We start from the raw sequence: 17836 nt of genomic DNA on the forward strand, positions 1-17836 counted from the left end.
CGCTGTCACGTCAGGGAGGAAAAATGAAATTCAAGATGATGCTTCTGGGCATGATTGCCGGAACGACAATTTTGGCATCTGGCCATGCAATGGCCGATACAGCCGATAAACGGATTGCCTTTTCAAACAACTATGCCGGTAATTCCTGGCGCCAGGCCATGCTGCAAAGCTGGGACAAGGTCACGGGTGAAGCGGTAAAAACCGGCGTTGTGGCCGCAGCGGATGCCTTTACCACATCGGAAAACCAGGCAACGGAACAGGCGGCGCAAATTCAGAACATGATTTTGCAGGGCTATGACGCGATTGTGGTGGATGCCGCATCGCCAACCGCGATTAACGGTGCTGTGCGTGAAGCCTGTGATGCCGGGATTACCGTGGTGTCCTTTGACGGGATTGTCACCGAACCCTGCGCTTGGCGCATTGCGGTGGATTTCCGCCAGATGGGCCGTGAACAGATCAAATATCTGGAAAAACGTTATCCCGATGGCGGCAACCTTTTGGAAATTCGCGGTTTGGCCGGGGTTTTCGTCGACGATGAAATCAGCGCGGGCATCCATGAAGCGGTTAAGGATACCAAATTTAAAATTGTCGGTTCCGTGCATGGCGACTGGGCCCAGGATGTGGCGCAAAAGGCGGTTGCCGGTATTTTGCCAAGCCTGCCCGACATTACCGCCGTTGTGACCCAGGGTGGCGATGGTTATGGCGCGGCGCGGGCCTTTGCTGCCGCCAACCGGCCGATGCCAACCATTATTATGGGCAACCGCCAGGACGAACTGAAATGGTGGTCCGAACAGCATGCCAAAAACGGCTATGAAACCACCTCGCTGTCGATTGCACCGGGGGTAAGCACCCTGGCATTCTGGGTCGCCCAGCAGGTGCTGGATGGCAAGGAAGTGCCCAAGGACCTGACCGTGCCGTTCCTGCGGGTGGATCAGGATAACCTTGAAGAGATGCTGGCAAAGACCCCGGAAGGGTCGGTTGCCAATGTTGAATATTCCCTTGAAGACGCACAGAACCTGATCAAGTCAGCGAAGTAAGGTGACAGGATTATGGCGGTAAACCGCAAGGAGAAGGGCGGGATCGGCACCGGGGAGGTGCCGATCATTTCCCTGGCCGGTATTGGTGTGTCTTTTGGGCCGGTTCGGGCGTTAAGCGATGTGGCCCTGGATATTCTGCCGGGCGAATGTGTGGGGGTGGTCGGCCATAACGGGGCGGGCAAGTCCACGCTGGTGAATGTGATTAATGGTCGTTTGTCGCCAACAGCGGGCGATGCCCGTTATGACGGGGCGGAAAGCAGGGCCGATTTTCGCAACGGGCAGCGGGCACGCCAGGCGGGCATTCGCAGTGTGTTTCAGGAACTGTCACTATGTCCGAATTTGACCGTGCTGGAAAATATGCGCATTCCCTATCGCAATATGCCGTGGCGCAATTGGCGCGGGAATGCGGCCAGTGCGGTGCGGATGGCCCTGGATGCGGTTTTTCCCGGTCACGGTATTGATCCCTATTGTGTGGTCGGCGACCTGTCGATTGCCGAACGGCAGATGGTGGAAATTGCCATTGCCTTTTCAAGGCGTGACATTGATGCACGACTGGTGATTTTGGATGAACCGACATCATCGCTGGATGGCGCGATTGCCGACCAGTTGCTGGCTTATATCAAAAAGTTCTGTGCTGATGGCGGATCGGTGATTTTCATTTCCCATATGCTGGGCGAGATTTTTGACGTTGCCACCCGCATGGTGGTGATGAAAGACGGGCGCATTATTGCCAATGATGATGCGAAAAACTTTACCCGTGACAGCCTGGTGGATGCGATGGGCCATGTGGTGCCCGATGGGGCCGAAAATGGCGAAGGGCGCAAACAGCGCGAACTGGGCGAAGACGTTTTGCGCATGAAAAATGGCCTGTCGGCGCGCAAGGGCGAAATTGTCGGTTTGGCGGGCCTTGCCGGGCACGGCCAGGCCGAGGCGCTGGCACAGTGTTATCTGGAACGGTCATCGGACTGGCGGGCAAACCGGGCGCCTGCGGTGGTGTTTGTCGCCGGGGACCGGGCGCGCGATGGCGTGATGCCGTTATGGTCGATCCTGCGCAATTTGAGTTTGCAAACCCTGGTAGAATTCAGCCGGTCCTTTTTGGTGGACCGTGCAGCCGAGAAAAAGCTGGCGCAGGATTGGCACCGGAAAATCAAAATCAAGACCGATGACCTTGATAGCTCGATTTTGTCGCTGTCGGGCGGTAATCAGCAAAAGGTGCTGTTTTCCCGTGCGCTGGCATCCTCTGCCCCGATTGTGGTGATGGACGACCCGATGCGCGGTGTGGATGTGGGCACGAAAAAGGAAGTGTACCGCATGGTGCGCGAGGAGGCCGAAAAGGGCCGGACTTTCCTGTGGTATTCGACGGAAACCGACGAAATTTTGGAATGTGACCGGGTTTTTGTGTTTCGTGACGGTGAAATTGCCGCCGAACTGACCGGGGATGCCATTACCGAAGAAAACATGCTGCGTGCATCGTTCGAGATGGAGGAGGCCGCATCATGAACCGTGATCATTTGCGTATTTTGCTGCCGGTTTTGTCGCTGGGTTTGTTGCTGGCAGCGGTGTTTTACCTGCAACCCCGCGCCATGAGCTATTTCGGGCTTAACCTGCTGTTTAACCTGGCGGTGCCGGTGGCGCTGGCAACCATCGCCCAGATGATGATTTTGATGGTCAATGACATTGATTTGTCGATTGGCACCTTCGTTAGTTTTTGTGCCTGTGTGACCGCCACCTTTGTGCAAAGTGATCCGGTAACGGGCTATGCCATGCTGCTGGGGGCAATTGCGGTTTATGCGGCGATGGGGGCGATTATCCATGCCCGTGGGCTGCCTGCCATTGTCGTCACATTGGGCATGTCGTTTTTCTGGTCGGGTATGGCGATTTTGATTTTGCCGTCGCCCGGCGGGTCGGCCCCGGCATGGTTGAATGCGATGATGAAGGCCAAGCCGCCCCTGGTGCCGGTGGCGATTATTGCGCCCATCGTGATTGGGCTGATCATGCATTATTTCATCAAACGGTCCTCGCTGGGGGTGTTGTTGCGCGGTGTTGGCGGTAACAGCCAGGCCATTGACCGGGCAGGATGGTCCGTTTTGGGCCTGAAGGCGACGGCCTATGGCATTGCCGGGCTGTTCGGGGTTTTGTCGGGCATGGCGCTGGTGGGGTTAACCACCTCGGCCGATGCCAATATTGCCCTGCGTTACACCCTGTTATCGATTGCCGGGGTGATTTTGGGCGGTGGTGAATTTACCGGCGGGCGGGTATCGCCCATCGGGGCGGTGATCGGGGCGATGACCCTGACGCTGGCGGCCAGTTTCCTGTCCTTTTTGCATTTGTCATCGGACTGGCAGATTGGCGCACAGGGGGCGATCCTGATTTTGGTTCTGGCGGTGCGCCTTGTCTTTACCCGTCGGGAGGCCTTGGCATGAGTGTTGAAAATAATGTGCAAAATACTGCCCCGCGCGGTGTGACGGCGCTTTTGGGCCTGGTATCGCGCAAGGCGTGGATATGGGCCTGGCTGGCCGCCGGGGCGACATTTATTGCCGCGATGATGGCCGGGTCCGGCGGCGGGGCCGAGGCCGGGTCGCTGTTATATGCGGCCTTTACCTTTGCCGCCTTTACCGTGATTGTCGGCATTGGTCAGATGTTTGTTGTGACATTGGGGCCGGGCAATGTGGACCTTTCGATACCCGCGACCATGACACTGGCCGGCACGGTGGCCCTGAAATTTATGGCAAGCGACGGATCACTGGTGGTGCCGGGGTTGTTGATTGCCATTGGTGTGGGCCTAGGCTGCGGGTTGTTTAATTTCGGCCTGATTTTGCTGATGCGTATTCCGCCGATCATTGCCACTTTGGCGTCGTCCTTTTTGTTTCAGTCGGTGGCGATCTGGTCCAACCGGGGCTTGCGCATTAAACCGCCCGAAGGCCTGGCTGATTTTGCCACTGGCGGGACGCTGGGTATTCCCAATGTGGCGCTGGTCGCACTGGGTGTATCGGTGCTGGCATGGGTTGTTCTGGAACGTGCAATTATGGGCCGCTGGATTTTGGCAAGCGGGCAGAACAAACGGGCCGCCCGCCTGGGCGGTGTGCCGGTGACGGCGGTGCATTTTGGCGTTTATGTTGGCTGTGCGGTGCTGGCCGGGTTTACCGGATTTTTGCTGGCGAGTTTTTCGGGCGGGGCAAACCTGAATATGGGTACCGAATATATGCTGATGTCGATTGCGGTGGTTGTGATTGGCGGGTCCTCTATTGCCGGGGGCAATTCAAATGTGCCTGGCATCTGGGCGGCAGCTTTGTTCATGTTTTTGCTGGTATCGATGTTGAATTCCTATGGCTTGGGTGCTGGTGTGCGCCTGATTTTGACCGGGCTGATCATTGTGTCGGTGGTGGTGCTGGCCAGTAAAAAAGGAGGCAGGGTATGAACGGCCCCTATGAAATTTATGACAGCCGGTTTCGCGACCTGGTGTTGTTGAATGTCAGTTTGCGCAAACTCTCGGGCGGGCATTTATGGACCGAAGGCCCGGTGTGGTTTCCCGCTCATCAGTGCCTGTTGTTTTCCGATATTCCCAACCAGAAAATTTTCCGCTGGATGTGTGATGGCACGGTCAATGTGTTTCGGGAAAATTCCAATTTTGCCAATGGCAATACCCGCGATGCACAGGGCCGGCTGGTCAGTTGCCAGCATGGCACGCGCTCTGTTACCCGCACGGAACATGATGGCACGATTACCGTGCTGGCCGACCAGTTTGAAGGCAAACGCCTGAATTCGCCCAATGATGTGGTGGTGAAGTCCGATGGCTCCGTGTGGTTTACCGACCCGACATATGGCATCATGTCGGATTATGAAGGCTATAAATCCGAGCCGGAACAACGCCATCACAATGTGTTTCGCATCGACCCGGCCACGGGGGAACTTGCCAGTGTGGCGCATGATTTCGCCCAGCCCAACGGGCTGGCCTTTTCGCGCGATGAAACACGGCTTTATGTTGCGGAATCCGGGTGCAGCCATGATGACAGTGTGCCGTCGGTTATTCGTGTTTATGATGTGGTTTCGGGCAATAGACTGGAAAATGGCCGCGATTTTGCGACCATTAATCCGGGGCTGCCGGATGGCTTCCGGGTGGATTGCCATGACAATGTCTGGACTTCGGCCGCCGATGGCGTGCATTGCTTTGACGCCAATGGGGTGTTGCTGGGCAAAATTCTGGTGCCTGAAACCGTCTCGAACCTGACATTTGGCGGGCCGCGCGGCAATGAATTGCTGATTACGGCCACGACCAGCGTTTATGCCATTCACGTTAATACAGCGGCGGCATAGGACCGGTTGGCACAAGTCCGATATTGCCTCTGATATTGAGGTGAAAACCGGGTGCAGTCTGTTTCAGGCCGCACGGTTGTCCCAGAATTCGCCCGCGTGATGGAGCAATTCCTGGCGGTTCATGCGCATTTCGATCCCGCGGGATGTTTCATCGGGGGTCAGGCACCCCTGACGGCGCAGGCTGGCGATGATGCGGCTGGCGGTTTCGGTTGTGACCGAAACAATGCTGCCCAGTTTTTCGCGGGGCGGCACAATGCAATGATCGCGGGGCGACGCCCAGAGCAGGAACCGGCAAATGCGGCGGATGGCCGTGCCGGTGCCGATATTGATTTTCCAGTAATGGCTGGCAACGACCTCGCGACACAGCAAATGCGAAATGCTGCGGGCCACAGCCAGGTTGACGGCCTGTTCCTGGCGCAGGCGGTGCAGGGGAATGCGGGTAAACCGGCTGTTTGTAATGGTTTCGGTGGTTAGCGGCGGATTGCCCGGGAGGGTGGCGTTTTCAACGGGTTCAACCGCCTCAAGGCCGATAATGTCGCCCGTGCGATAAACACGGCAGATTTCGCGTGCGCCATTGCTGTTGTAAAATCCCTGAATCACCAACCCGTCTGTCAGCAGCCAGACATGGTTCAGGCTGCCGTGTGCTGTTTCCAGAATATCACCGGCAGGGACGAGGTGGTTTTTATCCTCGGCATGGGGAAGGATCTGGTGCAGGGCTTCATCTGTGTTCATGACCGGACCTTTTTGCTTGCGGGAAAGGCGCACGGCCCCATAAAGGGCCGTGCATCCGAACAGGCGGGGATCAGGCGTTGCGAAGCTGCAATCGGGGGCGGACAACCAAAAGCAGATCAAGCACAAGAATAAGGATCATGGACAAACCGACCAGCGGGAAGATGATGCCGCCAATCGCCAGAATGGCGGTGACACCATAAACCTTGCGCATGTCACGCGGCAAAGGCGGGACACCCAATTGACCGGACGGGCGGCGTTTCCACCACATTATCCCGGCGGATACCGCCATGAAGACCAGCGCGGCGCAAACAACCAGCATGAAAAGCTGGTTTGCCAGGCCATATTCCTGCCCCATATGCACATTGATCGCCCATTCCAGCCCCCGGCCCAGCGGACCATAATCGGCATAGGACATGTCGATCAGCGGTTTGCCTGAATATTGGTCCAGGTGAATGACGCGCTGAAGCGAAAGGTCGTTGGGATAGATCGAGGCGCTGTATACCCCACGATCGCCGATGGGCAGACTAACGGCATAACCCGGTGTCATGCCCAGATCATTGAAAATGTTGGTGGCTTTATCAATGCCAATGGCACGGGGCGCGGTATCGACCGATTGCGGCAGGGGGGCATTTTCGGTGGTCCAGCCGGTATGGCCAAACGCATCGATCATGGGAATGGTGGACAGCGGTACATTCACCCGCACCCCGGACGGATAGCCCGTTGGCGTGCCATTGGCAAACTGGTTGGCATATTTGCCCCAAAACACCGACCACGGCATGCCCGTTGTTGCCAGAAACAGAATGAAAAAACCGGCAAACAGCCCAATCACGGCGTGGCTGTCACGCCACCAGCGGCGGTTGGCCGGTTTGCCGCGAATGGCCAGGCGGGATGATCCGTCCTTTGGTTTGGGCCACCACAGGTAAATGCCGGTGAGCACCAGAAGAATGGTCCAGCCACCGACAATTTCGATCAGGGCGTTGGGAAAGGTACCAAATTCGGCCAGGCTATGCAGGTGGCGGACCGTCCACATGATGGTGCCGCGATCCATCAGTTCGCCCAAAACCTGACCATTATAGGGGTTAACATAAACCGCATGGCGGGCACCGCTGGCATCGGCAATGGTGACTTCGGTGCTGCCGGTTGGCGAAGAAGGTGTTGTCAGCTTGACGGCTTTGCCATGCTGATGGGCCAGGGCATTGCTGATTTGCGTGCTGTAGGGCAGCGGGGCCGCGGATGATGGGTTGACCTGTTTAAGGTCGGAATAGACGTAATTGTCAATTTCGTGATGAAACAGAAAGGCCCCGCCGGTGAGCGCCATCAGGACAATAAAAGGCAGTACAAACAGCCCGGCATAAAAATGCCAGCGCCATACCGCGCGATAAAACCCGTTTGCGCCTTTTGCGCCCGATGCGCCCGATGCGTCATTTGCCCCGTTGTGCCCATTGTGCCCGTCGCTGCGGTGGGGGGCGGTATAAGAAGAGGTTGGCATGATTGTCCCCTGTGCCAGGTAAATTCCAGTCATGTGTGACCCTGCAACGGGGCCGGACCTGTTGGCAGGCGGCCTGCCCGTTAAATGGCGGCGTTGCAGGACGAAGCAGGCAGAGCGGCATAGAGGCGCGCGTTGCGGGAAGTAAGACCGGTGTGATGGCAAGGCAGGCCTCAACCCATTATGAAAACAGCGCAAAAGAGCACGATTTCACATATGTGTCGGGCTGTCCCCGGCCTTGAAAAAGCCGGGTAAAAACACCGATAAGCAACGATTTTTAACCAAAGGGAACGCCGGATATATTCCATTAAGGTGCGTGCTGTCTGGCCCGTTTCCGGGCCGGGTGACATGCAAGGCGTGGGACCCTGTTGGTTATGATGGCGCAGTTATGCCGCGGGGGACAGGGGCGGGGCGCGCGGAGAGCCCGCGCGGGGATAAAAATCCGGTGTGTGAGCGGTGATGTGAAGGGCTGTTACCGCATTTGACAGCAGGATGCGGTGAATTTCGGGAATTTCGGGCGCGACGCCGGGGGTGACGGCATGAAGCCCAATGCCACACAGGGCACATTGATAGGCTTCGTAACTGTCATATTGACCCGATGTTTTTGGCGCTGCCTTGTCATCCAGGGCATTGCCGGGCACGCGGATCGCCTTGATCCCCTGCGAGGTGCAAATCAGAATCGGGATATAGTTGTTGCCATCGGCCCGGGCCTGTGCGGCCAGCGGGGCGTGCATGAAACCAAACAGAACGGTATTGACCAACAGAATGCAGGCCACCATCGATGCGATGGTTTCGCGCAAATTTCCTGCTGACAAACCCCGTTTGGTGCGCACGGCAAATATCCAGATCCACGACACTATATGAGTGCAATATAATGTTTTTTGGAGACTGTCAAACCTGCGGGATGCTGTTTTGAGAAACGGGCTTCATAATCCCGAAATGCCTGTTTTGCCGCGTTGTCAATCGCAGGTGTTCCGCGAGCCTGATGTCGGAAACACCTGCTTTTATTGCCATTCAAGGGTCAGGAACTAGTCTTTTTCCTGGTAGTCGATCTTGTTGTCTTTGTACTGAATGCCGGATTTTTTGATGGTGGCATCAATGCCGCTGCTTTTATTGACCAGCAGGCCGATATTGCGGCTGTTTTCAATCCAGCTGTCGCTGATATCAAGATAGCCGCCAACATAGACACTGGTTTTGAAACTGCCCCCATCCCCGCCATCGGCAACGCGGACATATTTCCAGACATTTTTGTCGCTATTGCTTTTGATATAAATGCCTTCCCACGACCCGGGAACCGAGCTGACACCGTGAATGACAATCGGTTTTTCGGCGGTGCCAATCGCCTTGAGCGAGCCTGTTTCACTGATGCTCATGCGCGATTCGGTCCCCATCCGGATTTCAACACCGGGCTGAAGTTCCAGATTGGCGGCAATGGTGGTGATGTGGTTCCAGATATAGGGAATACCGGGATCAACCCAGCTTGCATCCTGCTTTAACGTGCCAAGGGCGACAAGGTCGATCCGGTTTTTTTCATTGTCGGTAAAGGTGCTGTTTTCGTCGATCGTGCCAACAGTATCGGGGATCAGACGGGCGGGAACATCGGTATGGTCAATTTTATTGTTTTTAAAATCCTGAAGCGCGCCGAGCACTTCGATGCCATATCCCTTGGCGTGGCTGATATGCGTGTTTTCAAGGCGCAGGGATGCCCCTTCATGGACCATGACGGCCCGGGTGGCGGGGTTGGAATCCCCTGTTGCGCGTTTCATGGGCGAGCCGCTGCCTTTCTGGTTGCCACCAGCATAGGTAATGGTGCTGTGAACAAGGCGGTTTTTACTGCTGTTTGAATCAAAATACAGCCCGTACCAGTACCCCGGCATCTCGTCATCGGCGGTGAAAGTGACCGGTTTGTCTGCTGTGCCCGACGCATTCAGGGAACCACCTGAGTGTATGTCCAGCCCGGCATTTTCCTTGAATTTAAGCGTGGTGCCCGGTTCGATTGTAATGGGCGCATAAATATCGGTTTTATCGAGAACCGTATGGCAGCCCGACCACGTGGCGGGTTCCCGAATGTCGCGCCCGGAATTTTGCAGTAATTTCAGCCGCTCCATATCTGTCAGGTCCGGGTCGGTCATGATTTTCTGCATATCGACCGGCGGAATCAGCGGCGGGCAGGGATCTTCTTCCGCACGGGCGGAAACCGTTGCCGCGAGAATAAAGGGGAGCGACAGGGCGCAGCGCGTCAGGTTCCGGCGCGATGCAGATTTCATGGTTGTTCCTCCATATTTTGTTTGCTCGTGGGGACAAGGGCCCAACCTTTGTGAGCAATATGGCGAAAATTTGACTGAAATCTATTTGGGGTTGAGATGGTGTCGCTGCGACGGCAGGCCTGATCAAGACGGAGACTTTAAAACGGCAATTCGTCGTCAAATCCGTCCGCTTCGCCGGTTGTGCCTGCACGATCCGGATTCAGGAACAGGCGGGTTTGTTCGATGGCTTCTTTTAGACCAACCCGCTGAACGGTCACGTCCTCGGGAAAGGCACCAAGCAGGCGCGAGGGCATGCGGTTATCAAGCAAGACGAAAACCCCGCGATCTTCCGCACGGCGGACAAGGCGGCCAAAGGCCTGTTTCATGCGCAGGCGCGTGATCATGTCGTCATACCTTGCACCATGAAAGGCGGCCTTGCGCGCGCGGTGCAAAATATCGGGCCGGGGCCAGGGCACACGGTCAAACACGATCAGGCGCAGGCTGTCGCCGGGTACATCGACCCCGTCGCGAATGGCATCGGTGCCCAAAAGGCAGGCATCACGTTCCACCCGGAAAATATCGATCAGGGTGGAAACATCCATGCCATCAATATGCTGGGCAAGAAGCTGCAAGCCGGCTTCGTCCAGCGGGCCGGTCAGGCGCTCGTACACCGCACGCAGGCGGGTAATGGCGGTAAACAGGCCCAATGCGCCGCCGTTGGAGGCCAAAAACAGTTCGCGATAGGCGGCTGCAATTTGGTCGGCATTGTCGCGTGCGATGTCATTGACGATGAAAACGCGGGTTTGTTCGCGGTAGTTATAGGGGCTTTTCATTGCTGCGCGCACGGCAGGCATCGGCATGTGGGAGGCCCCGGTGCGGTCTTCGGCCACGGCCCAGTCAAACATGTCGTCCCCGGTGCCATCGCGCAAGGTGGCCGATGTCACCACCATGCCATGTGTGGTGGGGGCAAGGGCGGCGGTAAGCGGCAGGGTCGGGTCAATATAATGGCGGTGCATGCCAATATCAAAATCGCGGCCGAACTGGCGTTCGATGGCAAACCAGTCGACAAATTCGGCCGGGGTGGCATCGACCAATGATTCCAGCATGCCGCGCCAGGCGGCCACCTGCATGATGGCGCGCCGCTCCAATGATCGAATGGCGGCATCAAGGCGCTGGCGTTCGGCGGAATCCAGTTCGTCGGCTTTTTCATCAAGCATATGGGCGATGATTTTGATCAGCGCCTTGGCCGGTTTTTCCAGTGCGGCCAGCGCACGGTCAAGGTCGGCAGCACTGGCAAGAACTTCGTTGAGTGCGGGTTTGCAGTCGGTCTCGATCGAATAGCCCCGGTCCTTTTCCGCTGCCCGCGCCATGACCTGCGCCTTGACGTGCGCCAGGAAAATTTCCGCCGGGCCGCTGGCATGTTCCACACCATCCTGCAATCGCATCAGCCAGCCCTGATCGGGCAGGCACTGGGCGGCGATAATCACGGCATTGACTGCATCGCGCAGTTCTTCGCGGTCGTGGATCAGGCTTTCAAGGCGCTGTTTTAAGCCACGTGCGCGCGAGCTTCCCTTGTTTTCCGCCCCCAAAAGCCAGCGGCGCAGTTCGGCCCCTTCCTGCCCGGTGAGGTGGGCGGAAAAGGCCTTGTCGGCGGCATCAAAAAGGTGGTGCCCCTCGTCAAAGACATAACGCGTGGGCATGAGGGTATCATCCAGCCCGCCAAGGGCGGCCTGCACCATGACAAGGGCATGGTTGGCAACCACGATTTCGGCGGAGCGGGCGCGACGCACGGTTTTTTCAACAAAGCAGCGCGAATAATGCGGGCAGGCGGCATAAATACATTCGCCGCGCTGATCGGCCAGGGCGGAGGTAAAGCGCGTGCCGATCAGTTCCGTCAGCCAGGCGGGAAAATCGCCGCCGACCATATCGCCATCGCGGGTGGCCGCCGCCCAGCGTGCCATTAACCCCAGCGGAATCGCCTGGCGCGGTTGCTGGGCCAGAGGGCGTTGGGCTTCTTCAAAATTCAGAAGACACAGGTAATTTTCCCGGCCCTTGCGCACCACGGCCTTGCGGCGTTTGTCGCGTTCTTCGGGGTACAGGCGGTTAAGCTCGCTGTCGATTTGGCGTTGCAGGTTACGGGTATAGGTGGAAATCCAGACAGCACCTTCGTTTTTTTCCGCCCAAAGGGATGCCGGGGCGACATAACCCAATGTTTTGCCCGTGCCGGTCCCGGCCTCGGCCAATACGATATTGGGGGTGCCGTCCGCTGTGCGCGGGGCAAAGGCGGAACATACCGCCGATGAATAATCGGCCTGTTGCGGGCGTTCTTCCGCCCCTTCGCCCAAAAGTTTGATCAGGCGTTCGCGGGCTTCGGTCGGTTCAACCGGGTTGTTGCCGGGTGGTGGTGGCGGCGCATGTTCGGACCATTCGCCCAGCTTTTTCCAGATTTTAAGCCCTTCATAAACGGCAAAGCGGTGCGGCCCGTCGCCATCCGCCCCCAGGGCCGCCAAAACCGGTACACCCCACGGCCATTGGCCGCGTGCCATCGGCCAGGCGATGGAAAGCGCACGGGCGCGTTTTTCGGCGGGCAGAACGGCAAGTTCCTGAAGCAGGCGTTTCATGGATTCGGCCAGGGCCTCTGCCTGACCGATCAGATCATCAGCCGCACGCTGGCCGGTGGCAAGGGCAATGCCGCGCGGGGTGGGCACACAAAATTGCGCCGGGCGAACAAAGGCAAACAGTTCCAAAAGGTCGTGGGCATGAAAACCATCCAGCCGCAGGCGTTTGGCCGTGGCGGGCATATGCACGACGATGGGCCGTTCATCGCGCGCGCGCCGCGCGGCGGCGGCCAAGGGCATTTCATCGATTTCGCCATCGGGCGTCAAAAAGACGGCATGACGCAAACCGGCCACCATGACCGGTGCGTTGGGGGGCAAAAAACGGGGCCGTGTATCGGAACGATCATCGAACATTTTGGGGACTATAGGGATTCCCGTGCGGGGACGCTACTGTCGAAAACAGGTTTTTGTCGGTGTTTTGAAAATTGCTGTCAGACACCTTGGCGGGGCCGGTTTTAACAGGGACCTTTGTGGTTGGGATCGCGGGTGAAGCTGTATGTTGATGTGCCAATTGACCATCAACCGGCGTATGGGTATATAAAGCATCGGTTCCCGGCACCTGCCGTTCGCATGACCTTGTGATCCTGTCAACAGGTCAATGGTAAAGCCCGGGTGATTTCCTGAAACGGACCCTGTTTTCATACTGTTTTCACCCTGCATTCCGCGCAGGTGGCAATGCGAGCATCCATTTTACCCGTCACATTTTGCCCGATTGGGAAATGTGCCAGGCCCAGGCGGGATGCCGAAAGGCAGGAGAACGGGATGTCGATACAGGATGTTTCCCAAAGTTCCTTTGTAAACGCGCCGCTTGGCAAGGTATTTGCCAAAACGGCGCTGCCCATCATTTTTGTGATGGGCATGAATGGCTCGCTGGCGATTATTGATGCCGTGTTTTTGGGGATGTATGCCGGGGCCGATGCGGTGGCGGCCGTGACCCTGATATTTCCTTTTTTCATGGTGATGAATGCCCTGGCGGCGCTGGTGGGAAGTGGTATGTCGAGTGTATTGGCACGCCATTTGGGGGCCAGGAATATGGTGCAGGCCCGTGCGGTTTTTGCCGGGGCACATGGATTTTCCCTGATGATGGCGGTGGGTTTGATGGGGATATTTGCTCTGCTGGGGCCCACTTTGACGATGTTGTTGGCAGATGGGAATGCCATGCTGGCGGGGCTTGGGTATCGGTATCTGGCGGTGCTGGTGGCGGGGGTGCCGGTGATGTTTTTGCTTGCCGTGAATGGCGATGCGCTGCGTAATGAAGGGCGTGCGGGCCTGATGGCGGGGTTGAGCCTGTTGGTCAGCATCGGGAATATGGGCCTGAATTATATTCTGATCGCGCAAATGGGGTTGGGGGTGACAGGGTCGGCACTGGCGACGGTGGTGGCACAGATAGCCGCCCTTTTGATGGTTGTGGCCTATCGTCGAGGCCCCCGGGCAACCTTGCGGTTTGAGCAAAAAATGCTGCGCGATTTTGGCTGTGCCTGGCGGGAAATTGTGGTGCTGGGTGTGCCGCAATGCCTGGGCATACTTGGCATTGCGCTAGGCGCCGGGGCGGTGATTGCCGCCTTGCAACTGACGGGAATGGCTGAAACGCACTATGCCGTGACCATTGGTGCCTTTGGTATTGTTACGCGGGTTACAAGTTTTGTGTTTTTGCCGATTTTGGGCTTGGCACAGGCGTTGCAATCGATTGCGGGGCATAATTATGGAGCCGGGCACATGCGCCGTATGCTTGGCAGCCTGAAACTGGCGATGCTGGTGGCCTTGGCATATTGCGCCTTGATGGAGCTGGCATTGGGGGGGATTTGCCGGGGTGCTGGGGCGGGCCTTTGTGCCTGATGTGCAGGTGCAGGGCGAAGTGGCGCGCATTTTACCCATTGTGATGATGGCATTTTTTACCGTTGGCCCGATGATGATGGTGGCAACATTTTTTCAGGCAATTGGCGATGCGGCGTTAGCGGCATTGCTGGGGCTGGCAAAACCATATTTGTTCGCTTTGCCCGCAACATTTTTGCTGCCCCTGTGGTTGGGGCAAGGTGGCATTTGGCTGGCCCGGCCTGTGGCAGATATGTTGTTGCTGTTGTTAACCCTTTTGGTTGTGCTGCATCATTGTCGGCGGTTGGGGGCTTTGGCCGGGTTTAAAGGCCGGGATGATTGACAGGGATGATTGACAGGGATGATTTACCTGGCAAATTGACCTGAGAGAATACCGCCTGCCGGGAGGGCAGCGTGATCGTGGTTTACGGGTGTGTGATTGCGCGGCAGGGCGGGCCTTGATATGGTTGTTACAGAGGCTTGGATTTGGCTGTTTCGACAGGATATGGACGGGATCAGATGATGGCGAAACCGCAGGGGGCTGGCCATAACCAGTTCTTTTGGCACGATACGGATTTGCCGTTTATCGAGGCGCGTTTTGTGCGCGAGGGGCGGGGCATTCGCTCGGACCGGCATACGCATGATACCTTTTCCATTGGCGCGATTTTGGGCGGGGCGAGTGCGTGCAAAATGCGCCGGGGCAAACATGAGCTGAGTACCGGGACAGTTATTTTTATCAACCCGGAAGATGTGCATGATTGCCACCCGCTGGTGGAACGCGGCTGGGCGTTTCAGATGTTATATGTTGATACGGCCTGGTTGCGTGATGTGCAGGCGCAAAATGATGCCGATGACGGGGGCAAATTTGCCGCCTTTGACCCGGTATTGAGCCAGGACCCGCTGATTTTTGCCGGGCTGGCCCGGTTGGGCAGGGTGCTGGCGGACCCGGATGTGCCGGTTTTGGGCAAGGAAACGGCGGCGACCGGGTTTTTCAGCCTGCTATCCTCACGGGCGGGGCACGGGCGACATCGCGGGCAAAGCCCAAGCCCAAGCCAGCAGGACGGGCGCGGGGCTGTTGCGGGGCAGACAGAGCGCCGCAAACTGGCCCGGGTGGCGGATTTTATTCGTGCCCATTGTGACGAACCGTTAAGGCTGGCCGATATTTGCGGGCAGGCGGATATGACACCATCGGCCCTGGTGCGGGCCTTTGGTCAGCAATATGGCATTACACCGCACGCCTATTTGACCAATTGCCGCATCCAGCGCGCCCGCCATGCCCTGAAGCGCGGGGAACGGATTGTCGATGTGGCGCTGGAATGCGGGTTTGCCGATCAGGCGCATTTTCAACGGGTTTTCAAACGCCAGATGACGGCAACCCCCCGGCAATATGCGCAGGTTTTGTGCGCCTGAAGCCGGGGAATTGCCGGGGGGAGGCCGATGCGATTTGGCCGCTATCAGTGCAAAAGCAGATAAATGGCGCAGGCAAGCAACAGGGCAGCCATGCAGCGGTTGAAAATGCGCACCAGAGCGTCATTGTGAAGATAGTGCCGCAAAAACGACCCGGCGACGGCCCAAAGGGCGACTGATGAAAAGCAGACAACAAAATACAGAATAACAAACTGCCAGAGCAGAACGCGGTCGCCATCGGCAATGAACACCCCCGTCCCGGCGACAGATGCCATCCAGGCCTTGGGGTTCAGCCATTGCACCGCGGCCCCCGCCAGCACGGAGGGCGATTTCCTGGCCCGTTCGGTGTTTATTTTGCCGTTATCGGTGGCGAGTTTCCAGGACAGCCAGCCCAGAAACGCCACCCCGGCCCATTTGATGAACAGGGTGATTTCGGGTACCTGGATGATCAGTTGATGCAGGCCAAAGCCGACAATAAGTAACAGCAGGCAAAACCCCGCCGTTGCCCCGAAAACCGGGCGCAGGGCGGGCTGAAAGCCGTATTTTACCGATGACCCGAGAACCAGAATTGTGACCGGCCCCGGCGTGATGGAGGACACCAGGGCAAAGGTTGCCATTGAAAGATAAAGACTGAGACTGCCAGACATAGCGTTTCCTGTGTCGCGATGGTTTTTGTTTGTGGCAGCTAAGCTGATTGCGAACGCAAATTATTGAAGAAAATTGTCCGGGAGGCCGTTTTCATCGAAAAATTCAGGATGCTGTGCTGAAAAAATGGATGACCCCGCTGGCCGCGGCGGCAACAAGGGCATAGCGTCCCGCTTTGCCCAGCGTGACAAGAAGAATGAAGGGCACAAAACGCACGCGCATTGCCCCGGCCACCAGCGTGATCGGGTCGCCAATGACGGGAAGCCAGGAAAATAGCAGCGCCCACAGGCCAAAGCGGGAAAACCATGTGCAGGCGCGTTGATAATCGCGGTCCGATACCGGGAACCAGCGGGCATTGCGAAAGTGTTCAATCGCCAGGCCCAGCACCCAGTTGACCAGCGACCCCGCAACATTGCCCAGGGTGGCAACCAGCACAAGCAGCCATGTGGTATGGTCGCCCGTCGCAATCAGGGCGGCAAGCACCGCCTCGGACGAACCGGGCAGCAGGGTGGCCGACGTGAAGGCAGACAGAAAAAGCCCGCCATAAACCAGGATGGATGACAACATGAAAAGGGAGATACCCCGTGTTTCATGCCGGGTCTATGGCAATGTTTGAAAGGTGTTGCCCGAATTATGGTTTGGCGGATTGTGAAGATGAAGATGATGAAAGTGCCGGGTCAGAAGGGCCGAGCAGGGCCAGCATTGTATGCAGGGTGCGCAGGGTGGCATTGGCAATCAAAATGGCAAGCGCATCGCATGATGTTGCGGCCTGTTTGAGGGCGGCAATGTATTGCGGTTTTTCCGTGCAAAAAATGATGGCCGCAGGATACCCGGCCAGCAAAAGGTCGTAATTGAGCAGCAGCCGGGCAAGGCGGCCATTGTCGCCGGGAAACGGGGATTGACGGATAAAAAGCGCATGCCAGTGTGCCGCCCGAATAAGAGGATGCACGACCGGCAGGGTATCGCAGAGGGTATCGCGTTGCGCGAGCAGATCACGGATTTTTTCGGCGGCGGGTGTCTTGGTGCGGGTTTTATGATCAAAAGTTTGCAGAATGTGATGCAGGTCCTCAAGGGTTTGTGCGGTCAGCGGGATATTTTGGGCGACCCGGTTTTCAATGTAATGAATGGCATTGCGGTGGCAGAGGATATCCAGAGGTTCGGCGATTTTTTTACCCCCCACGGCAATGCCTTCGAGAACAACCTTGGTTTCGCGCAGGGTGTGGCTGTTTCCGGCCAGGGCGTTGGAATGATAGATCCAGTCCAAATTGAGTTTTTCGCGCAGCGAGGATGCCGTGTAGCGCGGCAGTGGCAATTTGGCATCAAGCCGGGATTTGGCGTTATCGAGTTGGGCGAGCAGGGAGACCAGGCTGGGTGTCATTGCGGCTTTTTCCGCCAAAGGTGGCATCATGCAGAGGGGGAATGAAAGCAGCTTGGGCCGGTTTTGTTAAGGCTGTTTATTTTAGCACAGTTGGTTTTGCCTGGTGCCCCCCAAAAAAAGCCCGGCACACGGGAGATGTGCCGGGCGGGAAATGGGCGGAT

16 protein-coding genes are annotated in these 17836 nt (G+C 57.3%); 8 read left to right on the top strand and 8 right to left on the bottom strand.

The genetic code is table 11. The features are described 5' to 3' along the window. Positions 1-23: 23 nt before the first annotated feature. Genes TH25_RS14100 through TH25_RS14120 form a run of 5 tightly spaced genes read left to right on the top strand, consistent with a single transcriptional unit; the run spans position 24 to position 5351 of the window. Positions 24-1037 (top strand): ABC transporter substrate-binding protein, encoded by a 1014-nt coding sequence (locus TH25_RS14100; protein WP_114089057.1) that lies wholly within the window; start codon positions 24-26, stop codon positions 1035-1037. Between the two features lie 12 nt (positions 1038-1049). Further along, complete coding sequence (locus TH25_RS14105) at positions 1050-2537, top strand: sugar ABC transporter ATP-binding protein (protein ID WP_114089058.1); 1488 nt, start codon at positions 1050-1052, stop codon at positions 2535-2537. Then, positions 2534-3460, top strand: a complete 927-nt coding sequence (locus tag TH25_RS14110) for an ABC transporter permease (protein WP_114089059.1) — start codon at positions 2534-2536, stop codon at positions 3458-3460. The genes TH25_RS14105 and TH25_RS14110 overlap by 4 nt, the downstream gene beginning before the upstream one ends. Then, positions 3457-4455, top strand: a complete 999-nt coding sequence (locus TH25_RS14115; RefSeq protein WP_114089060.1) for an ABC transporter permease — start codon at positions 3457-3459, stop codon at positions 4453-4455. The genes TH25_RS14110 and TH25_RS14115 overlap by 4 nt, the downstream gene beginning before the upstream one ends. Then, the gene (locus tag TH25_RS14120; RefSeq protein WP_114089061.1) at positions 4452-5351 is read left to right on the top strand and encodes an SMP-30/gluconolactonase/LRE family protein; all 900 of its coding nucleotides are present in this window, start codon (positions 4452-4454) and stop codon (positions 5349-5351) included. The genes TH25_RS14115 and TH25_RS14120 overlap by 4 nt, the downstream gene beginning before the upstream one ends. 63 nt (positions 5352-5414) lie before the next feature. On the opposite strand, the gene TH25_RS14125 is transcribed toward TH25_RS14120, so the two are convergent. From TH25_RS14125 to TH25_RS14145, 5 genes are all read right to left on the bottom strand, one after another. Next, entirely contained in the window at positions 5415-6083 is a 669-nt protein-coding gene (locus TH25_RS14125; protein WP_114089091.1) for a Crp/Fnr family transcriptional regulator, read from the bottom strand. A gap of 70 nt (positions 6084-6153) precedes the next feature. After that, positions 6154-7605 (bottom strand): PepSY-associated TM helix domain-containing protein, encoded by a 1452-nt coding sequence (locus TH25_RS14130; protein WP_258549160.1) that lies wholly within the window; start codon positions 7603-7605, stop codon positions 6154-6156. Positions 7606-7955: 350 nt separating this feature from the next. Beyond that, positions 7956-8402: a DUF2946 family protein gene (locus tag TH25_RS14135; RefSeq protein ID WP_258549161.1), complete on the bottom strand. Its 447-nt coding sequence runs from the start codon at positions 8400-8402 to the stop codon at positions 7956-7958. Positions 8403-8597: 195 nt separating this feature from the next. Further along, positions 8598-9836 carry a hypothetical protein gene (locus tag TH25_RS14140; RefSeq protein WP_114089062.1) on the bottom strand — a complete coding sequence of 413 codons (1239 nt, stop codon included), beginning with the start codon at positions 9834-9836 and terminating at the stop codon, positions 8598-8600. A 137-nt stretch (positions 9837-9973) separates the two neighbouring features. Beyond that, the gene (locus TH25_RS14145; protein ID WP_114089063.1) at positions 9974-12787 is read right to left on the bottom strand and encodes an ATP-dependent DNA helicase; all 2814 of its coding nucleotides are present in this window, start codon (positions 12785-12787) and stop codon (positions 9974-9976) included. A 408-nt stretch (positions 12788-13195) separates the two neighbouring features. Here TH25_RS14145 and TH25_RS14150 point away from each other — a divergent pair, with 408 nt between their 5' ends. The 3 genes from TH25_RS14150 (at position 13196) to TH25_RS14160 (ending at position 15655) form a co-directional block, all read left to right on the top strand. Continuing rightward, complete coding sequence (locus tag TH25_RS14150) at positions 13196-14269, top strand: MATE family efflux transporter (protein WP_181847621.1); 1074 nt, start codon at positions 13196-13198, stop codon at positions 14267-14269. After that, the gene (locus TH25_RS14155) at positions 14262-14588 is read left to right on the top strand and encodes a hypothetical protein (protein ID WP_147253026.1); all 327 of its coding nucleotides are present in this window, start codon (positions 14262-14264) and stop codon (positions 14586-14588) included. The genes TH25_RS14150 and TH25_RS14155 overlap by 8 nt, the downstream gene beginning before the upstream one ends. A 176-nt stretch (positions 14589-14764) precedes the next feature. Further along, entirely contained in the window at positions 14765-15655 is an 891-nt protein-coding gene (locus tag TH25_RS14160) for an AraC family transcriptional regulator (protein WP_258549162.1), read from the top strand. Between the two features lie 44 nt (positions 15656-15699). Here TH25_RS14160 and TH25_RS14165 read toward each other — a convergent pair whose 3' ends face one another. The 3 genes from TH25_RS14165 to TH25_RS14175 form a co-directional block, all read right to left on the bottom strand. Further along, a complete protein-coding gene (locus TH25_RS14165; RefSeq protein WP_220151413.1) occupies positions 15700-16299 on the bottom strand; it encodes a LysE family translocator in 600 nt (199 codons plus the stop codon). 103 nt (positions 16300-16402) lie between these two features. Beyond that, positions 16403-16864: a YqaA family protein gene (locus tag TH25_RS14170; protein WP_114089066.1), complete on the bottom strand. Its 462-nt coding sequence runs from the start codon at positions 16862-16864 to the stop codon at positions 16403-16405. 64 nt (positions 16865-16928) lie between these two features. Further along, positions 16929-17675: a Fic family protein gene (locus TH25_RS14175; RefSeq protein ID WP_181847623.1), complete on the bottom strand. Its 747-nt coding sequence runs from the start codon at positions 17673-17675 to the stop codon at positions 16929-16931. Positions 17676-17836 lie beyond the last annotated feature (161 nt).

This window comes from Thalassospira profundimaris, assembly GCF_003326755.1.
In the GTDB taxonomy this organism is placed as follows: domain Bacteria; phylum Pseudomonadota; class Alphaproteobacteria; order Rhodospirillales; family Thalassospiraceae; genus Thalassospira; species Thalassospira profundimaris_B.

Bases quoted from the DNA above. Each gene is read 5' to 3' on its own strand.
- TH25_RS14125 (WP_114089091.1), bottom strand. From the start codon at position 6,083: ATGAACACAGATGAAGCCCTGCACCAGATCCTTCCCCATGCCGAGGAT.
- TH25_RS14115 (WP_114089060.1), top strand. From the start codon at position 3,457: ATGAGTGTTGAAAATAATGTGCAAAATACTGCCCCGCGCGGTGTGACG.
- TH25_RS14105 (WP_114089058.1), top strand. From the start codon at position 1,050: ATGGCGGTAAACCGCAAGGAGAAGGGCGGGATCGGCACCGGGGAGGTG.
- TH25_RS14170 (WP_114089066.1), bottom strand. From the start codon at position 16,864: ATGTTGTCATCCATCCTGGTTTATGGCGGGCTTTTTCTGTCTGCCTTC.
- TH25_RS14120 (WP_114089061.1), top strand. From the start codon at position 4,452: ATGAACGGCCCCTATGAAATTTATGACAGCCGGTTTCGCGACCTGGTG.
- TH25_RS14100 (WP_114089057.1), top strand. From the start codon at position 24: ATGAAATTCAAGATGATGCTTCTGGGCATGATTGCCGGAACGACAATT.
- TH25_RS14150 (WP_181847621.1), top strand. From the start codon at position 13,196: ATGTCGATACAGGATGTTTCCCAAAGTTCCTTTGTAAACGCGCCGCTT.
- TH25_RS14130 (WP_258549160.1), bottom strand. From the start codon at position 7,605: ATGACTGGAATTTACCTGGCACAGGGGACAATCATGCCAACCTCTTCT.
- TH25_RS14145 (WP_114089063.1), bottom strand. From the start codon at position 12,787: ATGTTCGATGATCGTTCCGATACACGGCCCCGTTTTTTGCCCCCCAAC.
- TH25_RS14175 (WP_181847623.1), bottom strand. From the start codon at position 17,675: ATGACACCCAGCCTGGTCTCCCTGCTCGCCCAACTCGATAACGCCAAA.
- TH25_RS14165 (WP_220151413.1), bottom strand. From the start codon at position 16,299: ATGTCTGGCAGTCTCAGTCTTTATCTTTCAATGGCAACCTTTGCCCTG.
- TH25_RS14110 (WP_114089059.1), top strand. From the start codon at position 2,534: ATGAACCGTGATCATTTGCGTATTTTGCTGCCGGTTTTGTCGCTGGGT.
- TH25_RS14140 (WP_114089062.1), bottom strand. From the start codon at position 9,836: ATGAAATCTGCATCGCGCCGGAACCTGACGCGCTGCGCCCTGTCGCTC.
- TH25_RS14160 (WP_258549162.1), top strand. From the start codon at position 14,765: ATGATGGCGAAACCGCAGGGGGCTGGCCATAACCAGTTCTTTTGGCAC.